A 20,753-nucleotide genomic window follows, 5' to 3' on the forward strand; every position below is an offset into this window, starting at 1 on the left:
GCGGATTACGGCCGATCGGGAGCGACGGCCGCCGGCGTCCAGCGCACCCACGCGGCGACGTAGACGGCCAGGGCGATCACCAGTCCCGCCAGCACCCACAGGACGAGCAGGTAGTCGACCCACGAGCCGATGGGCGGCGATCCGGGCAGGAACGTCCGCAGCGGAATCGTCGCGAACAGCATGGCGGCCATCCAGCTCATGAGGGTCGCCTCGACCTTCCGCAACCCGCGGTACGCGAGGATCGCGACGGTGAGCCCGAGGACCGGCAGCACCACCATCAGCGCGAGGATCACGATGCCGAAGGCGACGGTGGCCGGGGACCGCGTGGCGATCACGCGGATCTGTGCGACCGGCTCACCGTCGATGGTGAGCTCGTCCGTTCCGGGGATCTCCTCGGACGCGAAGGTCCAGCCCGGCACGTGGGCGGACCCGCAGAGCACGGTCTTGATGGAGCGGACCTCGCCGTCGACGGTCTGCAGCGATGCGAAGGCAACGTCGACGGAGTGCACGTCGAATGGCCAGCGCTCGACGGAGCCGGTGGTGATCAGCCGAAGGGCATGCGGCGACGGGAGCTCTTCGGGTGGGATCACGATGGACCGAGGCCCGTCGTTGTCCGTCACGAGCACCGTGAGGGGCGCGGTGAGCAGGCTGCTGTCCTTCGCCGCCACCGGTCCGAACGAGACGACATCGAGGTTCGCGCCGAGACGGTCGGCCGCAGCATCCATCGTCTCCGGATCGAGCGAGAGCAGAATCGCGTCGGCGGGCGGATCCTCGGTGCATCCGTCGATCGTGACTGTCCGCTCGTTGACGGCGTAGAGGGCGATCACCGCGAGGTAGGTACCGACCAGCGCCGCGACCAGCACGATCACGAACAGCGGCACCCGCGGCCGACGCGTCGGCGCAGTCTGCTCAAGAGCCACGGGGCCAGTGTGCCACGTGCGCGTTCAGGCCGTGATGAAGGCGCGGTACCGCTCGAGCGCGGCTCGGACCTCGGCGTCGGACGCGGCGCCTTGCGCGAGCAGTTCGGGGATCGGCGCGTCGCCGTGTCGGCCGACGGCCACCGAGTGCGTCCACACGCCGATGATGGCACCGCGCGCGAGGATGATCGGTCGGACGATCCCGTTCATGCTGGGTCCGATCCTGCTGAGGAACTCGGGCGCGCATGGGATCGTCCGATCGGCGTACGACAGGTAGTACTCCTCGAACGGCGGCAGCGCGAGGACGTCGGAGGCGCTCGGACTTGGTCGAGGTGCCGGCTCGGCGGCGACGAACTGCGGGTCGCCGACGTCCGCGACGAGGGACAGACGAGCGGATGCCGCATCCGCGGCGGTCCTCGCCACTCCCAGCGGGAGTCCCGCCCACCAGGCGAAGTCGCGCGCCCCGGCCGGCCCGTGCGAGGCGATGTAGCGGACGAACATCTCCGCCGTCGGATCGGCCGGGGACGCGGCATCCGTCACCCACTCATCGGTGCGGACGAGGAACTGCTCACGAGTGGGCCCGCTCTCGCGCGGCACGACCGGTCCCTGGCACAGGAGCGCTCGCACCGACAGGGCGACGAGCACGTGATAGCCCCGCTGTCCCGCCGTCGACACGCCGACGCGTTCCCAGACCTCGAACAGCTCCTTCCGGGTGAGCCGGTTCCCGCCGGCGAGCGCGTCGAGCGCTGCGCGCTCGGCGGTCCGGAACTGATCGGCGTCCAGGCCCTCCCGACGGTGGGCGGCGGCGGCCGCCCGGTGCTGCCGCTCGCCCGTGACGCCGAGCACCCACATGAGATCGCGGGCCGGGATCGCGTGGATGGTGCCCCGCATCGTCCATGAGCGGACGATCTCGCCGCGATCGAGCGCGGCATCGACGTCGCGCACGGTCGGGTCGCCCTTCGTGCGCGCTGCCAGCGCCCAGCGCCCGCCCCAGAACTCCTGCGCCTGGGTCGCGAGCATGTGCGACGCGGCGTCGGCGATCGTCGCGGCGGGCGCCGAGAGCCGGTGCGAACGCAGGCGCCGCTCGATCACCTTCCGGTTGTCCACGGCGCCATTCTTCCGGGATTCGCGGACAGCCGTCGTCCGCGTTCGGTCAGGCGTACGGGTTGGCGGTGAGCGTGTACTTCGTCTGCAGGTACTCGTGGATGCCCTCGGCGCCGCCTTCGCGCCCCAGGCCCGACATCTTCCAGCCACCGAACGGGGCCGCCGCGTTGGAGACGACTCCGACGTTGAGCCCCATCATGCCGGTCTCGAGCTTGTCGATCATCCGCTGACCGCGGGAGAGCGACTCGGTGAACACGTACGAGACGAGCCCGTACTCGGTGTCGTTCGCGATGCGCACCGCGTCGTCCTCGTCGTCGAAGGGGACGATGGCCAGCACCGGCCCGAAGATCTCCTCGCGGAGGATCTCGCTGCCCGGCTGCACGTCGGTGAGCACGGTCGCCTCGTAGAAGGTGCCCTGGCGCTCGATCCGGGATCCTCCAGTGGTGACCCTGGCGCCGCGGGTGACCGCATCCTCGACGAGAGTCGATGCCTTCTGCACCGCAGCCTCGTTGATCAACGGGCCGATCGTCACCCCCTCTTCGGTGCCGCGGCCGCTCGTGAAGCCCTGCACCCGCTCGGTCACCCGGCGGGCGAACTCGTCCGCCACCGAGCGATGCACGATGAACCGGTTCGCGGCCGTGCACGCCTGCCCGATGTTGCGGAACTTCGCCGCGATCGCCCCGTCGACGGCCTTGTCCAGATCCGCATCGTCGAACACGACGAACGGCGCGTTGCCGCCGAGCTCCATCGACGTGCGCAGCACGCCCTCGGACGCCTGCTGCAGGAGCCGCTGACCCACCGGCGTCGACCCGGTGAATGACAGCTTCCGCAGCCGAGGATCGCGGATGATCGGCTCGGACACCGCGCCGGAGGTCGAGGTCGTGAACACGTTCACCACGCCGGCCGGCAGCCCGGCGTCCTCCAGCAGCCGCGCGAACAGCAGCGTGGTCAACGGGGTCAGCTCTGCGGGCTTGATGACCACCGTGCAGCCCGCGGCCAACGCCGGCGCGATCTTGCGGGTCGCCATCGCGAGCGGGAAATTCCACGGTGTGATCAGGAAGCACGGACCGACCGGATGCTGCGACACGATCATCCGCCCCGTGCCCTCCGGGTTCGCGCCGTAGCGACCCTGGATGCGCGCGGTCTCCTCGCTGAACCAGCGCAGGAACTCTCCCCCGTACGCGACCTCGCCACGCGCCTCGGCCAACGGCTTGCCCATCTCCAGGGTCATCAGCAGCGCGAAGTCCTCCTTGCGCTCCTGCAGCAGATCGAACGCGCGACGCAGGATCTCGGCCCGCTGGCGGGCGGGCGTGGCCGACCAGGACGGGAACGCCGCAACCGCGGCATCCAGCGCCGCCTTGCCATCCTCCGGGGACGCGTCGGCGATCTCCTTGATCACCCGGCCGGTCGCCGGATCGAACACCCGCAGCGTCTTCCCGTCGGTCGCGGCACGCCACTGACCGTCGATGAACAGTCCATCGGGCACGAGTCCCAGCAGCTCGGTCTCACGGTCGGCGGTCACGGTGTTCTCTGGCACGGGACTCCCTCGTCGTTCATCGGCGGTCGATGTCATTCTGCTCGCACCCCGGGTCCGTCGCGATGTACATCACGTACAGGCCTTCGGTGCGCACTGTTCAGGCGGGCGATTCCGCGGGCGCGGTCTGCGTCAGCAGACAGCGATCGAAGAAGTCGGCGAGCTCCCGCGTCGCCGTCAGCGGAAGCACTGCGGCCACATACTGGTCCGGACGCACCACGACCACGACGCCGTCGCGGGAGAGCGCCCGCTCGTCGAAGATGTCGACGCTGGTCCACGCGCTCGGTGCGGCCGCGTACACCTTCTCCCAGTCGGTCAGCCCCAGCGGACCGGTCTCCGGCAGGAAGACGCGCGGGACCGCGGAGATGTCGACCTCGTCGAATCGCTGCTGGTAGATCGCCTTCACGTCGAAGACCGCGTCGACGTCGGCACCGTCGGGCGTGTGCTGCACGAGCGGAGACCCGGCGGATCCGAGCCAGTCCGCCCACGCCTGCATGCCCGATTCCTCACCGGCGGTCGGCGCGTCTGCGAAGGCGTAGACCCGCCAGCGTCCGTCCGCTGTCGCGTGGTGACCGAGGTGCACGGCGTTGCCGTCCGAGATGCGCACGACCTCCACCGACTTGAACCGCTTCCCGATCGGGAAGCCTCCGGCCAGCGGCTGGTGGGCGGCGTCGCCGATGATGGAGGACGCCCCGTACTGCGTCATGAACCCGGACGGGAACTCGGCGGTCGCCAGGTAGTAGGTCGCGAGGTCCTGCGGGTCTGAGATCTCCTCGGGCTTGCGCGCCATCAGCGAGGACCACTCCCGGTCGAAGTCGATGAGTTGCTGGGCGACCGGCTGCCGCTCGGCCGAGTAGGTCGCCAGCAGCGAGGCCGGCGCGAGCCCGGTCAGCACGTGGCCGAGCTTCCAACCGAGATTGAACCCGTCCTGCATCGAGACGTTCATCCCCTGGCCGGCCTTGGCGCTGTGGGTGTGGCATGCATCTCCGGTGAGGAAGACCCGCGGCGCTCGGTCCTCGCCCGCCGGGACGTCGTCGAACTTGTCGGTGACGCGGTGACCGACTTCGTAGACGCTGTGCCAGGCGACCTCTTTGACATCGAGCGAATACGGATGCAGGATCGCGTTCGCGCGCCGGATGATCTCCTCGATCGGCGTCTGACGCACCCGGTGGTCGTCGTCGTCGGCGACCTCGCCCAGGTCGATGTACATCCGGCTCAGGTACCCGCCCTCACGCGGGATGTGCAGGATGTTGCCGGCCTCGGAATTGATCGCGCACTTGGTCCGCCAATCCGGGAAGTCCGTGTTCACCAGCACGTCCATCACCCCCCACGCATGGGCGGAATGGCCCCCGAGATGCTGCCGGCCGATCGCTTCGCGCACGCCGCTGCGGGCGCCGTCGCATCCCACGACGTATCTGGCATGCACCGTGCGCTCCTGACCGGCGTGCTCCCCGGCGGTGTGGCGCACCCGCACCTCGACCGGATACAACCCGTCCTGGTGCACCGTCAGGCCCTGGAATTCGACGCCGTAGTCGGGGGCGATCCGGCCCGGGCCCTTCGCCGCAGCCTCGGCGAAGTAGTCGAGCACCCGCGCCTGATTGACGATCAGATGCGGGAACTCGCTGATCTTCAGGGCGTAGTCCTCCGTGCGGGTGATCCGCACGATGTGCGACGGGTTCTCGGGGTCGGGTCCCCAGAAATTCATGTAGGCGATGTTGTACGCCTCTGCCACGATGCGCTCGGCGAAGCCGAACGCCTGGAAGGTCTCGACGCTGCGAGGCTGGATGCCGTCCGCCTGCCCGAGGACGAGCCGGCCGTCGCGCCGCTCGATGATCCGCGTGACGACGTCCGGGAACTGCGACATCTGGGCGGCCAGCAGCATGCCCGCCGGGCCGGAACCAACGATGAGCACGTCCACCTCGTCGGGCAGCACGTCGGGGCGGTCGATGCCGGCGCCCTCTGCATCGAGGACGCGCGGGTCACCGGAGACGTATCCGTGGTGGTGGAACTGCATCGGGGGTCCTCCTCGGGCGGCGATGTCGAGGTCGTGCGGGCGTCTTGCAGCCGAGCCGACGGTGTTCTATATTCGAACGCGAGGTTCTACTACGGAACAGATCGTATCTCTTCGGGATTGCCAGAACAAGGAGCCGCCGATGTCGGATGCCGCAGGTGCACCCGCCTCGCAGACGCTGAGCCGCGGCATCCGGATCCTGGAGACCCTCGCCGATGCCCGTGAGCCGCTGTCCATCGACGAGGTCGCGCGTCGACTCGGAGTGCACCGCTCCGTCGCCTATCGTCTGGTTCGGACGCTCGAGGACCACGGCCTCCTCGTGCGCGACGAGTCAGGGCGGATCCAGCTCGGAGCCCGGATGGCCGCCCTGGCGGCAGGCGTCGCATCGGATCTGCAGGCCGAGGCCCTCCCCGAGCTCACCGCGGTGGCGAACGATCTCGGCACGACGTGCTTCCTCGTCGTCCTCGATCACGACGAGTGCGTCACGCTCGTGAGCGTCGAGCCGCGGCACGCCGTCGCCGCGGTGGCACAGCGGCCGGGCACAAGGCACCCGGTGACCGCCGGGGCACCGGGCAAGGCGATCCTCTCGGCACTGCCGCCCGGCCGGTGGCCGCTGAGCGTCGGCGAACAGCTGGGGGCGGAGGTGGCCCTCGTCGTGGCCAGAGGCTTCGCGACGAGCCACGACGAGGTCATCCCCAGCCTGCGCTCGGTGGCGGTGCCGCTGATCGCGCGCGGACGCGGTCCGGCGGCGCTGGCGGTGGTGTATCTTGCCAGCGAGCACGATCCCGCGCAGATCGCGGCACGACTGACCCGCTCGGCGGGAGTCATCCGCGACGCGCTCGGCGGCTGATCGAAGCGACCGCCGGCGGTGGAGCGTCAGCCGATGTCATCCACGAGACGCACGTTGTACTCGGCCACCCGCTGCGGAACACCCGAGAACGCCTCCGCCCGCGCGTCCGAGGCGAGGTAGGTCTCCTCGAGCGCGAGGAATGCGTCGCGGTCCCCCTCGGCGCTGACCGCCCAGACGAACTCGTTGGACTCGCGCAGACCGTAGGCGAACTCGATCGCGAAGCCGGCGGCGGGCCGCACCCGTGGCATCCATTCCCGCCACCAGGCCAGGAAGGCGTCGTATTCGCCGTCGACGAGCGTGTACCTGCGCAGCTGAATCGTCTTCACCCGCCCATCCTGGCACGCGACCTATACTCGAACCGTCCGGCGCATCCGCTCGCGCCGGTGCTCGAAAAAGGGGCACGTAGCCGCGGCATCCCGATCGCCGCCCGCGAGACACACACGGAATTCACCGTCCGTCCCTGTCTCCGGAGCCGAAATGCCCACTGTTTCCGCGCATGTCGCCGCCACCCTCGCCCGCCACATCGACCACGTCTTCGGCGTGATGGGCAACGGCAACGCCTATTTCCTCGATGCGCTCGAACGCTCGACCGATGTCGGCTTCACCGCCGTCCGTCACGAGGCCGGCGGGGTTGTGGCGGCCGACGCGTATCACCGCGCCGGCGGCGGGCTGGCGGCCGCGACCTCGACCTACGGCGCCGGCTTCACCAACACCCTGACCGCCCTGGCAGAGGCCGTGCAGGCGCACGTTCCGCTGGTTCTCGTCGTCGGCGACGAGCCGACGTCTGGCCCGCGGCCGTGGGACGTGGACCAGATCGCGCTCGCCTCCGCGGTGGGGGCCCGCACCTACACGGTGGGACGAGCGGATGCCGCGGCCACGACCGTCATCGCCATCGAGCACGCCCTCACCTACCGGGTGCCGACCGTCCTCGCGATCCCCTACGACGTCGCGGCCCTCGAGGCCGGACCGGTGCCCGACGCGCCCGAGCCGCGAGCCCCCGTCGCCCTCGCACCGCGCGGCCCCTTCGCCGAGCGGGCGATCGCCGACATCGCAGTGGCGCTGGCCGGGGCCCAGCGCCCGCTGCTGCTCGCCGGCCGCGGGGCGTGGCTCGCCGGCGCCGGCCCGGTGCTCGGTGAGATCGCCGACGCGACGGGGGCGCTGACCGCTTCGACCGCCCTCGGTCGTGGAGTCTTCCCCCGCTCCGAGTTCGATCTCGGTGTGACCGGCGGCTTCGGCGCCGACGGCGCCATGGACCTGATCGGCGCCGCCGACGTCGCCGTCGTCTTCGGTGCGTCGCTGAACCAGTTCACGATGCGCTTCGGCGCGCTGTTCGCCCCCGGCACGCGGGTGTTCCAGGTCGACCTGGCGCCCGCGGCGACGCACCCGCACGTCGGCGGCTACGTCCGCGGCGACGCGGGCGTCGTGGCCCGGCAGATCGCGGACGCCCTGTCGCAGCTCGAGGTGCATCCCGGCGCCTGGCGTGACTCCGCGGAGGCGGCATCCGCTCGCTCGTACGAGCCGGGAGATGACTTCGCCGCCGACGGCCGCCTCGACCCGCGGTCGGCTGCGGCACGGATCGGCGAGCTGCTCCCCGCGGATCGGGTGGTCGTCTCGGACGGCGGGCACTTCATCGGGTGGGCGAACATGTACTGGCCGGTCGCGTCGCCGGATCGGATGGTGATGGTCGGCACCGCGTTCCAGTCGATCGGTCTGGGCTTCGCCAGCGTGCCGGGGGCGGCACTGGCCAAGCCCGACGCCACGATCGTGCTGACCACGGGCGACGGCGGCGGGCTGATGGCCTTGGCCGACCTGGAGTCCGCGGTGCGGGTCGCCGGAGGCCGCGGACTGGCGGTCGTGTGGAACGACGCCGCCTACGGAGCCGAGGTGAACCTGTACGGCCTTCGCGGACTCGCGCAGGAGCCCATGCTCATCCCTCAGGTCGATTTCGCCGGTGTCGCACGCGGGTTCGGCGCCGAGGGGGTCGTGGTCACGTCGCTGGGAGACCTCGACCGGCTCGCCGAATGGGTGCGGACCCCGGCATCCGATCGCCCCTTCCTTCTGCTCGACCTGCGGATCTCCGGCGGCGTCATCGCCCCGTACCAGCAGGAGATCATCCGCGTGAACTCCTGAGCCCCGGTCGCGTTCACGGACGGAACACGCCGCTCATCGCGGAAGCGAGGCGGCGTGTTCCGTCCGTGAACGGCCGGGCGGGGGGGCTCGAGGGTCAGGCCTTGGCGAGACCGTAGATCGGGTTCACCGACTGCTCGGCCTCGGAGTCCGGTCCGAGCGGGATGCCGGAACGGTCGCGCAGCAGCAGCGTCGCGACCAGCCCGATGACGGTCATGCCCGCCAGGTACCACGTGACCGCCATCGTCGAGCCGGTCGCCTGGACGAGCGCCGTGGCGATGGTCGGCGCGAACGCGCCGCCCAGGATGGCGCCGATGGCGTACGAGATCGAGACGCCCGAGAAGCGGATGGATGCCGGGAACAGCTCCGAGTACAGCGCGGCCTGCGGGCCGTACGTGAACCCGAGCCCGATCGTCAGGATCGCGAGTCCCGCGAAGATCAGTCCGATCTGGCCCGTGTTCACGAGCGGGAAGAGCGTGAACACACCGACCAGCTGCAGAATCCAGCCGATGATGTACGTGGTCCGTCGGCCGATCCGGTCGGAGATGAAGCCGGCGGCCAGCGTGGACAGCAGCCAGGTCACGGCCGAGCCGGCGACGGCCCACAGCACCGGCCCGCGCTCGAGGGCGAGGGGTCCCTCGGGGTTGGTCGCGTATCCCTGGATGTAGCCGCCGGTGGTCATGTAGCCCACCGCGTTGTTGCCGGCGAAGACGAGCGCGGCGATGAGCACGAGCAGCGCGTGCTTCTTGAACAGCTGGACGATCGGCATCTGCGCCTTCTCCTTGCGCGCGGCGAGCTCCTCGAACACGGGGCTCTCCTCGACGCGGCGACGCACGTACCAGCCGATCAGGATCAGCACGACGCTGAGCAGGAACGGTACACGCCAGCCCCACTGCAGGAACGCGTCTCCCGGAGCGATGACCGTCATCAGCGCCATCACGCCCGAGGCCAGCAGCAGCCCGAGGGGCACCCCGATCTGCGGCGACGCGCCGAACGCGCCGCGCCGCGTCTTCGGCGCGTGTTCGACGGCCATCAGCACCGCGCCGCCCCACTCGCCGCCGGCCGAAAGGCCCTGGAGGATCCGCAGCAGGACGAGGAGGATGGGCGCGGCGATGCCGATGGCCTCGTAGGTGGGGAGGACGCCGATCAGCGCCGTGGAGATGCCCATCAGGATCAGCGTCCACATGAGCACGACCTTGCGCCCGAACCTGTCGCCGAAGTGTCCGGCGAGGAAGGCGCCGAGCGGACGGAAGAGGAAGCTCACACCGACGGTGGCGAACGCGACGATCGCGCTGTTGGCACCCAGCGGGGCGAAGAACAGCTGGCCGAAGACGAGTCCCACGGCCGTGGCGTAGATGAAGAAGTCGTACCACTCGACCGTGGTCCCGACGACGGTCGCGAAGACCACGCGCCTGCGGTCTGCGGTGGTGGCGATGGTTCCGGTGGGTGTAAATCCTTGCGGCGGTGCGGACATGTGTGACTCCAGTGTCGGTCGACTTCGCTGTCAGGCAGGTCCGGTCTGCGGGACTTGCCGGGGGTTCTCAGATAATATACGATTTCGGATATCACGCAAGAGCGAGGGGGCTCATGAGCAATTCGACGGATGCCGGAACCGACGCGTTCGGGTCGTTGCCCACGCGTCCAGGCAAGATCATCGCGATCCACCTGAGCTACGCGTCCCGGGCCGATCAGCGAGGCCGCCGGCCCGATGCACCGTCGTATTTCCTCAAGCCGTCCAGTTCCCTCGCCGCCTCCGGCGACGAGATCGAACGGCCCGCCGGCACCGAGCTGCTCGCGTTCGAGGGCGAGATCGCGCTCGTGATCGGCACAGCGGCGAAGCGTGTCGCGCGATCCGACGCGTGGGACCACGTCGCGTGGGTGACGGCGTCCAACGACTTCGGCCTGTACGACCTGCGCGCCAACGACAAGGGATCCAACGTCCGCTCGAAGGGCGGGGACGGATTCACGCCGATCGGCCCGGCGTTGATCGATGCGCGTGCGGTGGATCCCGGCGCGCTGCGCGTGCGCACCTGGGTCGACGGTGAGCTCGCACAGGATGACACGACAGCCGGACTCCTCTTCCCGCTCGCGCAGATCGTCGCCGACCTCTCCCAGCACTTCACGCTCGAGCCCGGCGACGTCATCCTCACCGGCACGCCTGCGGGTTCGTCCGTCGTCGAGCCGGGGTCGGTGGTCGAGGTGGAGGTCGACGCACCGGACCTCGGGGTGACCTCGGGGCGCCTGCGCACCACGGTGACCCAGGGCGCAGCATCCTTCGACGCGGCTCTCGGATCGCTTCCCGCCGTCGACGACACTCAGCGCGCCGAGGCGTGGGGTTCGCGTAAGGCTGCAGGGCTGCCGACGGTCGAGGCCTCGGCGACAGGAGATCCGGCGAGCGCAGGACGATCCGCGGCCGATGCTCCTGTTCCGGCCGGATCCCCTGTTCTGAGTGCGCAGTTGCGCGCGAAGCTCGAAGGCGTCCCGGTGGCCGCACTCAGCGCCCAGCTGCGCAAGCGCGGACTGAACAACGTCACCATCGACGGCGTGACCCCCATGCACCCCGGCACGAGGATCGTCGGCACGGCGAAGACCCTGCGGTTCGTCCCCGCCCGTGAAGACCTGTTCGCCTCGCACGGCGGAGGCTACAACGCGCAGAAGCGGGCGTTCGACGAGGTGGCCGAGGGCGAGATCCTCGTGATCGAGGCCCGCGGCGAGACGGGCTCCGGCACGCTCGGCGACATCCTCGCGCTCCGCGCGAAGACCCGCGGCGCGGCCGGCATCATCACCGACGGCGGGGTGCGCGACTACGACGCGGTCGCCGCGATCGGCATCCCGGTCTACTCCGCGGGTGCACACCCCGCGGTGCTCGGCCGCAAGCACGTCCCGTGGGATGTGGATGTGACGATCGGATGCGGCGGCACGACGATCCAGCCGGGTGACATCCTCGTGGGCGACTCGGACGGGGTCCTCGTGATCCCGCCCGCCGTCGCCGAGGAGGTGGCCGATGCGGCGCTGGAGCAGGAGGAGCAGGACGCCTGGATCGCGGAGCAGGTCGCTGCGGGGCATCCGGTCGACGGCCTCTTCCCGCCCGACGCCGAGTGGAAGGCGAGGTACGACGCATGGCGGAGTCGATGACATCCACCCAGAGCAAATCGCAGCGGGCGTACCGGTGGATCAAGGAGCGCATCGCGGGCCAGGAGTTCACGCCCGGCTACCGGCTCGTGCTCGGCTCGATCGCCGGAGAGCTCGACATGAGCGTCGTGCCGGTGCGCGAGGCGATCCGCCAGCTCGAGGCCGAGGGGCTGGTCACGTTCGAGCGGAATGTCGGCGCGCACGTCTCGATGGTGGACGACTCGCAGTACCGCTTCAGCATGCAGGCGCTCGGCATCCTCGAAGGCACCGCGACCGCGCTGGCCGCACGGCACCTGGACGCGGACGACATCCGCCGCGCCCGGGAGCTCAACGAGCGGATGATCGAGACGCTCGGCCACTTCGACCCCAAGTCCTTCACCGCGCTGAACCATGAGTTCCACGCGATCCTGTACTCGAAGTGCGCCAACCCGCGCGTGCTCGAGCTCGTGAACGCGGAGTGGGGGCGGCTCGGTCACCTCCGCGATTCGACGTTCAGCTTCGTCCCCGGCCGGGCCGCCGAGTCCGTCGCGGAGCACGAGAACATCCTCCGGCTCATCGAGGGCGGCGCCCCCCTGGGCGAGATCGAGAAGGTGGCGCGACGCCATCGGTCGGCCACCCTCGACGCCTACCTCATCCACGAACATCCTGACGAGGCCTTCGGCCTCCCCGCCCTCTGAGAATCTGCGAGGTACCCCTTGAGCGAGACCACCCTGGTCACGGACGCGCACCGCGTGCCGGACGACCTGCCCACGCGCGTCCAGCACTACATCGACGGCGAGTTCGTCGACTCGATCGACGGCGACACGTTCGACGTGCTCGATCCGGTCACCAACGAGACATATCTGCAGGCGGCCGCCGGCAAGAAGGCCGACATCGACCGGGCCGTGTCGGCCGCCCGGCGTGCGTTCACCGAGGGACCCTGGCCGCGGATGCTGCCGCGCGAACGCTCCCGCATCCTGCACCGGATCGCCGACATCGTCGAGTCGCGCGATGCTCGCCTGGCCGAACTCGAGTCGTTCGACTCGGGTCTGCCGATCACACAGGCGCTGGGTCAGGCCCGGCGGGCGGCGGAGAACTTCCGCTTCTTCGCCGACCTGATCGTCGCGCAGACCGATGACGCGTTCAAGGTCCCCGGGCGGCAGCTGAATTACGTCAACCGCAAGCCGATCGGCGTCGCCGGGCTCATCACGCCGTGGAACACGCCCTTCATGCTCGAGTCGTGGAAGCTGGGCCCGGCCCTTGCCACCGGCAACACGGTGGTGCTCAAGCCCGCGGAGTTCACGCCGCTGTCGGCGTCGCTGTGGGCCGGGATCTTCGAGGAGGCAGGGCTCCCGAAGGGCGCCTTCAACCTCGTGAACGGGCTCGGCGAGGACGCGGGTGACGCGCTGGTGAAGCATCCGGACGTCCCCCTCATCTCGTTCACCGGTGAGAGCTCGACGGGGAAGCTGATCTTCGGCAACGCAGCGCCCTTCCTCAAGGGCCTGTCCATGGAGCTCGGCGGCAAGTCCCCCGCGGTCGTGTTCGCCGACGCCGACCTGGAGGCGGCGATCGACGCGACGATCTTCGGCGTGTTCTCGCTCAACGGCGAGCGCTGCACCGCGGGCTCGCGGATCCTCGTGCAGCGCGAGATCTACGACGAGTTCGTGCAGCGCTATGCGGCCCAGGCATCCCGCGTCATCGTGGGCTATCCGCACGACCCGGCGACCGAGGTCGGCGCACTCGTGCATCCCGAGCACTACGACAAGGTGATGCGCTACGTCGAGCTCGGCAAGACGGAGGGCCGGCTCGTGGCCGGCGGGGGCCGCCCCGACGGATTCGAGACCGGGAACTTCGTCTCGCCGACGGTCTTCGCCGACGTCGCCCCGGACGCGCGGATCTTCCAGGAGGAGATCTTCGGCCCGGTCGTCGCGATCACGCCGTTCGACACCGACGAGGAGGCGCTCGCGCTCGCCAACGACACCAGGTACGGGCTGGCCGCCTACGTGTGGACGAGCGACCTGAAGCGGGCGCACAACTTCGCCCAGTCGGTCGAGGCCGGGATGGTGTGGCTCAACTCGAACAACGTGCGGGACCTCCGCACCCCGTTCGGCGGGGTCAAGGCCTCGGGACTGGGTCACGAGGGCGGCTACCGCTCCATCGACTTCTACACCGACCAGCAGGCCGTGCACATCACGCTCGGCGAGGCCCACAACCCGACCTTCGGCAAAGGAGCCTGAGATGACCGACCGCTCGCACATGACCCGCACCTCGTCGGGATTCTTCGTCTCGCAGGAGGCGCCGATCTTCTCAGGCAACCCGGTGCCGACGCCGCAGGCCGCTCCGCCGGACATCCTGCGCTGCGCGTACATGGAACTCGTCGTCACCGACCTCGCCGCCTCGCGCGAGTTCTACGTCGATGTGCTCGGGCTGCACGTCACCGAGGAGGACGACGAGGCGATCTACCTCCGCTCCACCGAGGAGTTCATCCACCACAACCTGGTGCTGCGCCGGGGGCCGATCGCCGCGGTGGCCGCATTCTCCTATCGCGTGCGCAGCCCCGAAGACCTCGATCGCGCGGTCGCCTTCTACGAGGAACTCGGATGCCGCGTCGAACGGCGCTCCGACGGCTTCACGAAGGGCATCGGCGATTCGGTCCGTGTCGAGGATCCGCTCGGCTTCCCGTACGAGTTCTTCTTCCAGACCGAGCACGTCGAGCGCCTCTCGTGGCGGTACGACCTCTACATCCCCGGCGAGCTGGTCCGACTGGACCACTTCAACCAGGTGACCCCCGACGTTCCCCGAGCCGTCAACTTCATGCAGTCGCTCGGCTTCCGCGTCACCGAGGACATCCAGGACGAGGAGGGCACGGTCTACGCCGCGTGGATGCGCCGCAAGCCCACCGTGCACGACACCGCGATGACCGGGGGCGACGGACCCCGCATGCACCACGTCTGCTTCTCGACGCACGAGAAGCACAACATCCTCGCGATCTGCGACAAGCTCGGCGCGCTGCGCCGGTCCGACGCGATCGAGCGCGGGCCCGGCCGCCACGGCGTCAGCAACGCGTTCTACCTCTATCTGCGTGACCCCGACGGCCATCGCGTCGAGGTCTACACGCAGGACTACTACACCGGCGACCCCGACAACCCGGTCATCACCTGGGACGTCCACGACAACCAGCGACGCGACTGGTGGGGCAACCCCGTGGTCCCCAGCTGGTACACGGAGGCATCCCTCGTCCTGGATCTGGACGGCAATCCGCAGCCGGTGCACTCGCGCACCGACTCCAGCGAGATGGCCGTCACGATCGGCGCCGACGGGTTCAGCTACACCCGGCCGGACGAGCACGCCGGCGAGTACAAGCTCGGCAACCAGCTGTGACCGGCCGCACGCCCCGCGAGACTTCGCGGATGTCACGTCCGGCGGGCGTTTCGGAGACATCTGCGAAGTCTCGCGGCGCGCTCGACCGCCGAAGGAGGACGACGGATGCTGGATGACGCAACGATCGCCGCGATCGCGGGCGAACTCGCCGAGGCCGATCGCACACACGCCGTGATCCCCCGGATCACGGCACGCCACCCGGACGCGACGATCGAGGACTCGTACGCCATCCAGGGGGTGTGGCGCGATCAGAACATCGCCGCAGGACGCCGACTGGTCGGCCGCAAGATCGGCCTGACATCGAAGGCGATGCAGGAGGCCACCGGCATCAGCGAGCCCGACTACGGCGTGATGTTCGATGACACGGTGTATCGCAGCGGTGCCGAGATCCCCGTGTCGAACTTCTCGAACGTGCGCGTCGAAGTGGAGCTGGCGTTCGTGCTGAAGCATCCGCTCGAAGGACCCGAGTGCACCCTCGATGACGCGCTCGCGGCCATCGACTATGCCGTCCCCGCCCTGGAGGTCCTCAACTCCCACATCGAGCTGGAGGGGCGCACGATCGTCGACACGATCTCGGACAACGCCGCCTACGGGGCGATGGTCCTGGGTGACGTGCACAAACGGCCCGACGAGATCGACCTTCGCTGGGTGCCCGGGCTGCTCTACCGCAACGGCGAGATCACCGAGACTGGTGTCGCAGCGGGTGTGCTGGATCACCCGGCCCGCGGCGTCGCGTGGCTGGCCAACAAATTCGCCCATCACGGCGCCCGGCTCGAAGCGGGTGAGATCATCCTCGCCGGATCGTTCACGAGGCCGATGTGGGTCTCGCGCGGCGACGATGTCCTCTGCGATTACGGACCGATGGGAAGGATCACATGCCGCTTCGTCTAGACCCCACCTTCCGGGATGCGCTGGCCGCGGCGTCCCGCCCCCTTGCCGGCATCTGGGTGTGCTCGGGCTCGCCCCTGGTGGCCGAGATCTGCGCCGGATCCGGCATGGACTGGACCCTCATCGACATGGAGCACTCCCCCAACGGCCTGGAATCGGTGCTCGCGCAGCTGCAGGCCATCGCCGCGTACCCGATCACGCCGCTCGTGCGGGTGCCGATCGGCGACGTCGTCACGATCAAGCAGGTGCTCGACCTCGGTGCGCAGAATCTCCTCGTGCCGATGATCTCCAGCGCGGCGGAGGCGGCGGCGGCCGTCGCGGCCGTCCGCTACCCCCCGCTCGGCGGCCGCGGGATCGGCAACGCCCTGGCCCGCTCGGGGCGGTGGAACCGCGTCGAGGGATACCTCGAGAACGCGGCCGACCATGTCTCGCTGTTCGTGCAGATCGAGACCGCAGCGGGAGTGGATGCCGCGGCCGAGATCGCCGCCGTGGACGGCGTCGACGGGGTGTTCGTGGGCCCCTCCGACCTCTCCGCCTCGATGGGGGTGCTCGGCCAGCAGACGCATCCCGATGTCGAGGCGGCGGTGCTGCGCACGTTCGACGCGGTGCGCGCGGCAGGCAAACCGGTCGGCGTGAATGCCTTCGACCCGGCCGTCGCCGACCGGTATCTCGCCGCCGGCGCATCGTTCGTGCTCGTCGGGGCGGACGTGGCCCTTCTGGCGCGCGGATCGGAGGCGCTGGCAGCCCGCTTCATCCCCGCTGCAGACGACCCCGCCCGCGCCTCGTACTGATCGGAGGACCCGGCGGGACGCGCCGTCGGTGTCAAGCCCCCGACCGCGACCCACAACCGTAACGTCGACGTGCCACGCTGTGAGCATGAAGAGAGACGTCGCGAGCCGCATCGAACTGGACATCACCGAGCCCGCCGAGATGGTGTTCTCGATGGCCGTCAGCCGCCACCACACCCCCGTCGCCGAGCACATCTCCTTCACGCTCGACGGCCAGGCGCTCGAGTTCGAGCAGATCAACGATGCGCACGGCACGCGCCTGCACCGGGTGCAGAGCCCCGTCGGTCACCTCGTCGCCGCCTACGACGCCTCGATCGTCGGCGAGGCGGAGGCGACGGTGGCCAATGCCACCGACCTGGTGGTCTATCGCCGCCCGAGCCGGTACGCCGAATCCGACGCCCTCGGCCCGACCGCCTTCGCTGAGTTCGGCGGGATCACCGATGAGACGGAGCTGCTGACCTCGATCGCGTCCTGGGTGGGGACGCATCTCGCGTATGTGAGCGGCTCGAGCCTGCCCACCGACGGTGCCATCCGGACGCTGCTCGCGCGTCAGGGCGTCTGCCGCGACTACGCACACCTCACGGTCGCCCTGCTGCGCGCGCTGAACATCCCCGCGCGGCTGGTCTCGGTCTACGCGCCCGGTCTGTATCCGATGGACTTCCACGCGGTCGCCGAGGCATGGGTCGACGGCGCGTGGCGGGTCGTCGATGCGACGACCCTTGCTCCGCGTTCGTCCCTCGTGCGGATCGCGACCGGGCGCGATGCCGCGGACTCGGCATTCCTCACGACCATCTCCGGCCGAGTGACCCTGACCGGCATGGAGGTCACGGCCATCGTGGACACCCTCCCCAACGACGACCTGAGCGAACTCGTCGTCATGCACTGAGCGGTCTCGTCCCGCCGGGGCGGACGTGGCACGCTGTACCCATGAGGAAATGGGTCGTGCGGTTCGTCTCGCTGCTCCTGTTCAACATCGTGGTGCTGCTGGTCATCGGCTGGCTGACCCCCGCGCGCGTCGGGTGGTCGGCGCTGTGGGCGGGCATCCTCGTCACGGCGCTCACGATCTGGATCAAGCCGCTCATCCACCGCTGGTTCCAGTCCATGGCCGCAAGATCCGCCGGCCAGCGCACGAAGGTCGGCGAGAAGGTCGTGCAGTTCGTCCTCGTCCTCGCGGTGGCCTTCCTGGTGTGGATCCTCGCGGTCGTCTTCTCGGGGATCACGATCGGCGGGGGCTTCTTCGGCGCGTTCTGGGGGTACGTGCTGCCCCCTGTGATCCTGGTGATCGGCTGGGCGATCTACGACGCGATCGACGACCGCGTCGAGGCCCGGGCCGGTGCCCTCTACGACCGGGCGACCGGCGGACGGGCCGCAGCTGCGGCACTGCAGACCACCGCGATCCCCGCGGTCCCGACGCCCGAGACCCGCGCAGCGCGCCGGGAACTGCAGGACGGACTCACCGAGGAGCAGCGCCGCATGCTGGACGAACTCGGTAAGAGCTGACACCGCCATCCGCGGATCTGTCGATCGCGACGCCGCTCGATCGTCAACACAGTGTCAGAGGCCCTCGGAACCGAAGGCCGTTCACACCGAAGGACGAGATCATGCGCTACGCACTGCTGCTGCACTACCCCGAGATGTCCGCCGACGACCTCGGCACCGAAGCCCTCGCCGAGGGGATGCGCGAGTTCGACGAATACGCCAAGGCGCTCGATGCCGCCGGCGTGCTGCGCTCCGCCGAGGTGCTGCAGCCCTCGTCGGCGACCACGACCGTCCGCGGAGGCGAGACGCTGCAGGTCCAGGACGGCCCGTTCGCCGATACCAAGGAGCAGCTCGGCGGGACGTTCGTGATCGAGGTCGACGACCTCGACGGCGCGATCGAATGGGCCGGCAGGGCTCCGTCCGTGAACTGGGGGGCCGTGGAGATCCGTCCGGTGGGGACGCGGTTCGTCGACGGCGCCTGGACGAGCTTCGATCACCGATGACCGCGACCGACCGATCGCGGGCCGCCGCCGAGCGTGCGGCCCGCGACTCGTACGGTCGGCTCCTGTCCGTCGTGGCCGGCGCGACGCGCGACATCCCCCTCGCCGAGGACGCGCTGGCCGATGCCTTCGAACGCGCACTGCGGGTGTGGCCGGATGCCGGCATCCCGGACAATCCCGAAGGGTGGTTGGTCACCGTGGCCCGCAATCGCCTCCGCGACCTGTTCGGCTCCGCTGCCGCACGCACCAGCACGTCGCTGCTGGAGGAGCTGCTCGAAGCCGACGAGCGCGACGCCGCAGCGATCCTCGCCGACCGCGACACGATCCCCGACAAGCGACTCGAGCTGCTGTTCGCCTGCGCCCACCCCGCCATCGACCCGTCCATCCGCACGCCGTTGATGCTCCAGACAGTGCTGGGCTTCGACGCCGGCCGGATCGGAGTGGCCTTCGGGGTGGAGGCTGCCACCATGGCGCAGCGGCTGGTGCGCGCGAAGCGCCGGATCCGCGATGCCGGCATCCCGTTCGTGATGCCGACGCGTGCCGACATGCCCTCGCGCCTGGACGCCGTCCTGGAGGCGATCTACGGCGCCTACGCGATCGACTGGCTCGACCAGGGCGAGACGGCGCTCACGTCGGTCGCTGACGAAGCGCGGTGGCTCGCCGTGCTGCTGGCGAGCCTGCTGGACAGCGAGCCCGAGGCCTGGGGTCTGGCGGCGCTGCTCACCTTCGCCCAGTCGCGCGCCCCGGCGCGGTCCGTGGAGCCCTGGCCACCCCTGGATGAGCAGGACCCCGCGCAGTGGGATGCCGCGCTCATCACGGAAGGGCGGATGCTGCTTTCTCGCGCGCACGCGCTGGGCCGACCGCTCGGCAGATTCCAGCTGGAGGCGGCGATCCAGGCAGTGCACTGCGATCGCGCCCGCACCGGCGAACTGGACGCCGACACCCTCGTCCGGCTGTATCGGGGCCTCGTCGCCGTCGCGCCGACCGCCGGCGCGCGCGCCGCGCTGGCCGCAGCCGAGGCTCGGCGCTGAGCTCCCGGATCGCTCTGCGACCGTGACGAGCGTGTAACAAAGCGACGTGTTCGGCCGCCGTCGCCCCCAAGAGCGGACAAAATGGACTGAGTCCAACCGCGTCCACAGCAGGAGCGCGGCACGGGCACCCGAGTCCTGGAGGCACCCTTGTCCCTACGCAACGCATCGCGCCGCCCCGCCCGCATCCGCACCGCCGCCATCGGCATCACCCTGGCCGCCCTCGCCCTCGCGGGTTGCGCGTCCGGGGCCGCGCCGTCCGGCGAGAGCACCGAGTCCGCCACGTCCGATGCCGGCTACATCACGCCCGGCAAGCTGACGCTGGCCACCGGCGACATCGCCTACGAGCCGTACGTCGTGGATGACGACCCGTCCTCGGGCGAAGGCTTCGAGGCGGCCGTGGCCTACGCCATCGCCGACAAGCTGGGCTTCGCCCCTGAGGACGTCGAGTGGGTGCGCACCAGCTTCGAGGCGGCGATCGCACCGGGCCCGAAGAACTTCGACTTCAACATCCAGCAGTACACGATCACCGACGAGCGCAAGCAGGCCGTCGACTTCTCCTCGCCGTACTACGCGGCGAGCCAGGCGGTCGTCGGCATCAACGGCGGGCCGCTCGACGGCGTCGACTCGATCGCCGGACTGAAGGATGTGACCCTCGGCGCGATGGCGGGTTCGACCAGCGCCCAGACGATCGAGGACGTCATCCAGCCCACGGTCGAGCCGAAGCTGTACGGCTCGAACGAGGACGCGGTGGCCGCGTTCAACGCGAACCAGTTCGACGGCTTCGTCATCGACCTTCCCACGGCGTTCCTGGCGACCGCGCTCTACATCGACAACTCGTTCATCGTGGGAGAGCTGCCCGCCGGTGGCATCGCAGACGAGTGGGGCGTCGTGCTGGCGAAGGATTCGGTGCTCACCGAGCGCGTCTCAGCCGCCATCGACGAGCTGCGCGAAGACGGCACCCTCGAGGAGATCACGGCGCAGTGGCTGGGCGCCGGCTCGGGTGTGACGCTCCTGAAGTGAGCCGGCCCCGCA

19 protein-coding genes are annotated in these 20,753 nt (G+C 69.9%); 13 read left to right on the forward strand and 6 right to left on the reverse strand.

Annotation, left to right across the window (positions count from 1 at the left end; translation table 11 throughout):
* Positions 1-5: 5 nt before the first annotated feature.
* The 4 genes from BLT19_RS15995 to BLT19_RS16010 form a co-directional block, all read right to left on the reverse strand.
* On the reverse strand, positions 6-920 hold the full coding sequence (locus BLT19_RS15995; RefSeq protein ID WP_091492313.1) for a DUF4436 family protein: 915 nt from the start codon (positions 918-920) through the stop codon (positions 6-8).
* 24 nt (positions 921-944) lie between these two features.
* Entirely contained in the window at positions 945-2,024 is a 1,080-nt protein-coding gene (locus tag BLT19_RS16000) for a winged helix DNA-binding domain-containing protein (RefSeq protein WP_091492316.1), read from the reverse strand.
* Between the two features lie 46 nt (positions 2,025-2,070).
* Entirely contained in the window at positions 2,071-3,543 is a 1,473-nt protein-coding gene (locus BLT19_RS16005) for an NAD-dependent succinate-semialdehyde dehydrogenase (protein ID WP_091494257.1), read from the reverse strand.
* Positions 3,544-3,655: 112 nt separating this feature from the next.
* A complete protein-coding gene (locus BLT19_RS16010) occupies positions 3,656-5,569 on the reverse strand; it encodes an FAD-dependent monooxygenase (protein WP_091492319.1) in 1,914 nt (637 codons plus the stop codon).
* A gap of 139 nt (positions 5,570-5,708) precedes the next feature.
* Here BLT19_RS16010 and BLT19_RS16015 point away from each other — a divergent pair, with 139 nt between their 5' ends.
* The gene (locus BLT19_RS16015) at positions 5,709-6,416 is read left to right on the forward strand and encodes an IclR family transcriptional regulator (protein ID WP_091492322.1); all 708 of its coding nucleotides are present in this window, start codon (positions 5,709-5,711) and stop codon (positions 6,414-6,416) included.
* A 26-nt stretch (positions 6,417-6,442) separates the two neighbouring features.
* Here BLT19_RS16015 and BLT19_RS16020 read toward each other — a convergent pair whose 3' ends face one another.
* On the reverse strand, positions 6,443-6,742 hold the full coding sequence (locus tag BLT19_RS16020) for a hypothetical protein (RefSeq protein WP_091492325.1): 300 nt from the start codon (positions 6,740-6,742) through the stop codon (positions 6,443-6,445).
* 151 nt (positions 6,743-6,893) lie between these two features.
* Here BLT19_RS16020 and BLT19_RS16025 point away from each other — a divergent pair, with 151 nt between their 5' ends.
* Positions 6,894-8,546, forward strand: a complete 1,653-nt coding sequence (locus BLT19_RS16025; protein ID WP_091492328.1) for a thiamine pyrophosphate-binding protein — start codon at positions 6,894-6,896, stop codon at positions 8,544-8,546.
* 94 nt (positions 8,547-8,640) lie between these two features.
* Here BLT19_RS16025 and BLT19_RS16030 read toward each other — a convergent pair whose 3' ends face one another.
* Complete coding sequence (locus BLT19_RS16030; RefSeq protein ID WP_091492330.1) at positions 8,641-10,017, reverse strand: MFS transporter; 1,377 nt, start codon at positions 10,015-10,017, stop codon at positions 8,641-8,643.
* 113 nt (positions 10,018-10,130) lie between these two features.
* On the opposite strand from BLT19_RS16030, the gene BLT19_RS16035 reads away from it, so the two are divergent.
* From BLT19_RS16035 to BLT19_RS16085, 11 genes are all read left to right on the forward strand, one after another.
* Positions 10,131-11,678, forward strand: coding sequence for a fumarylacetoacetate hydrolase family protein (locus tag BLT19_RS16035; RefSeq protein ID WP_091492333.1), 1,548 nt, complete (start codon positions 10,131-10,133; stop codon positions 11,676-11,678).
* On the forward strand, positions 11,675-12,352 hold the full coding sequence (locus BLT19_RS16040; RefSeq protein ID WP_091494262.1) for a GntR family transcriptional regulator: 678 nt from the start codon (positions 11,675-11,677) through the stop codon (positions 12,350-12,352). The genes BLT19_RS16035 and BLT19_RS16040 overlap by 4 nt, the downstream gene beginning before the upstream one ends.
* Before the next feature lie 18 nt (positions 12,353-12,370).
* Positions 12,371-13,891 (forward strand): 5-carboxymethyl-2-hydroxymuconate semialdehyde dehydrogenase, encoded by a 1,521-nt coding sequence (hpaE, locus tag BLT19_RS16045; RefSeq protein WP_091492336.1) that lies wholly within the window; start codon positions 12,371-12,373, stop codon positions 13,889-13,891.
* 1 nt (position 13,892) lies between these two features.
* Positions 13,893-15,035: a 3,4-dihydroxyphenylacetate 2,3-dioxygenase gene (gene hpaD, locus BLT19_RS16050; RefSeq protein ID WP_091492339.1), complete on the forward strand. Its 1,143-nt coding sequence runs from the start codon at positions 13,893-13,895 to the stop codon at positions 15,033-15,035.
* Between the two features lie 105 nt (positions 15,036-15,140).
* Positions 15,141-15,926, forward strand: a complete 786-nt coding sequence (locus BLT19_RS16055) for a fumarylacetoacetate hydrolase family protein (RefSeq protein ID WP_091492342.1) — start codon at positions 15,141-15,143, stop codon at positions 15,924-15,926.
* A complete protein-coding gene (locus BLT19_RS16060; protein ID WP_091492344.1) occupies positions 15,911-16,714 on the forward strand; it encodes an HpcH/HpaI aldolase family protein in 804 nt (267 codons plus the stop codon). The genes BLT19_RS16055 and BLT19_RS16060 overlap by 16 nt, the downstream gene beginning before the upstream one ends.
* Before the next feature lie 85 nt (positions 16,715-16,799).
* Positions 16,800-17,597, forward strand: a complete 798-nt coding sequence (locus BLT19_RS16065; protein ID WP_091492345.1) for a transglutaminase-like domain-containing protein — start codon at positions 16,800-16,802, stop codon at positions 17,595-17,597.
* A gap of 41 nt (positions 17,598-17,638) precedes the next feature.
* Entirely contained in the window at positions 17,639-18,211 is a 573-nt protein-coding gene (locus BLT19_RS16070) for a hypothetical protein (protein WP_091492346.1), read from the forward strand.
* A 101-nt stretch (positions 18,212-18,312) separates the two neighbouring features.
* Positions 18,313-18,693 (forward strand): YciI family protein, encoded by a 381-nt coding sequence (locus tag BLT19_RS16075; RefSeq protein WP_091492347.1) that lies wholly within the window; start codon positions 18,313-18,315, stop codon positions 18,691-18,693.
* Complete coding sequence (locus BLT19_RS16080; RefSeq protein WP_091492348.1) at positions 18,690-19,721, forward strand: RNA polymerase sigma factor; 1,032 nt, start codon at positions 18,690-18,692, stop codon at positions 19,719-19,721. The genes BLT19_RS16075 and BLT19_RS16080 overlap by 4 nt, the downstream gene beginning before the upstream one ends.
* Before the next feature lie 147 nt (positions 19,722-19,868).
* Entirely contained in the window at positions 19,869-20,741 is an 873-nt protein-coding gene (locus tag BLT19_RS16085) for an ABC transporter substrate-binding protein (protein WP_091492351.1), read from the forward strand.
* The last annotated feature ends 12 nt before the right edge of the window (positions 20,742-20,753 follow it).

The sequence above is a fragment of the Microbacterium pygmaeum genome (genome assembly GCF_900100885.1).
In the GTDB taxonomy this organism is placed as follows: Bacteria; Actinomycetota; Actinomycetes; order Actinomycetales; family Microbacteriaceae; genus Microbacterium; species Microbacterium pygmaeum.

Coding starts and splice junctions, on each gene's coding strand:
- BLT19_RS16065 (WP_091492345.1), top strand. CDS start 16,800: ATGAAGAGAGACGTCGCGAGCCGCATCGAACTGGACATCACCGAGCCC.
- BLT19_RS16015 (WP_091492322.1), top strand. CDS start 5,709: ATGTCGGATGCCGCAGGTGCACCCGCCTCGCAGACGCTGAGCCGCGGC.
- BLT19_RS16060 (WP_091492344.1), top strand. CDS start 15,911: ATGCCGCTTCGTCTAGACCCCACCTTCCGGGATGCGCTGGCCGCGGCG.
- BLT19_RS16035 (WP_091492333.1), top strand. CDS start 10,131: ATGAGCAATTCGACGGATGCCGGAACCGACGCGTTCGGGTCGTTGCCC.
- BLT19_RS16010 (WP_091492319.1), bottom strand. CDS start 5,569: ATGCAGTTCCACCACCACGGATACGTCTCCGGTGACCCGCGCGTCCTC.
- BLT19_RS16055 (WP_091492342.1), top strand. CDS start 15,141: ATGCTGGATGACGCAACGATCGCCGCGATCGCGGGCGAACTCGCCGAG.
- BLT19_RS16080 (WP_091492348.1), top strand. CDS start 18,690: ATGACCGCGACCGACCGATCGCGGGCCGCCGCCGAGCGTGCGGCCCGC.
- BLT19_RS16030 (WP_091492330.1), bottom strand. CDS start 10,017: ATGTCCGCACCGCCGCAAGGATTTACACCCACCGGAACCATCGCCACC.
- BLT19_RS16040 (WP_091494262.1), top strand. CDS start 11,675: ATGACATCCACCCAGAGCAAATCGCAGCGGGCGTACCGGTGGATCAAG.
- BLT19_RS16070 (WP_091492346.1), top strand. CDS start 17,639: ATGAGGAAATGGGTCGTGCGGTTCGTCTCGCTGCTCCTGTTCAACATC.
- BLT19_RS16075 (WP_091492347.1), top strand. CDS start 18,313: ATGCGCTACGCACTGCTGCTGCACTACCCCGAGATGTCCGCCGACGAC.
- BLT19_RS16025 (WP_091492328.1), top strand. CDS start 6,894: ATGCCCACTGTTTCCGCGCATGTCGCCGCCACCCTCGCCCGCCACATC.
- hpaD (WP_091492339.1), top strand. CDS start 13,893: ATGACCGACCGCTCGCACATGACCCGCACCTCGTCGGGATTCTTCGTC.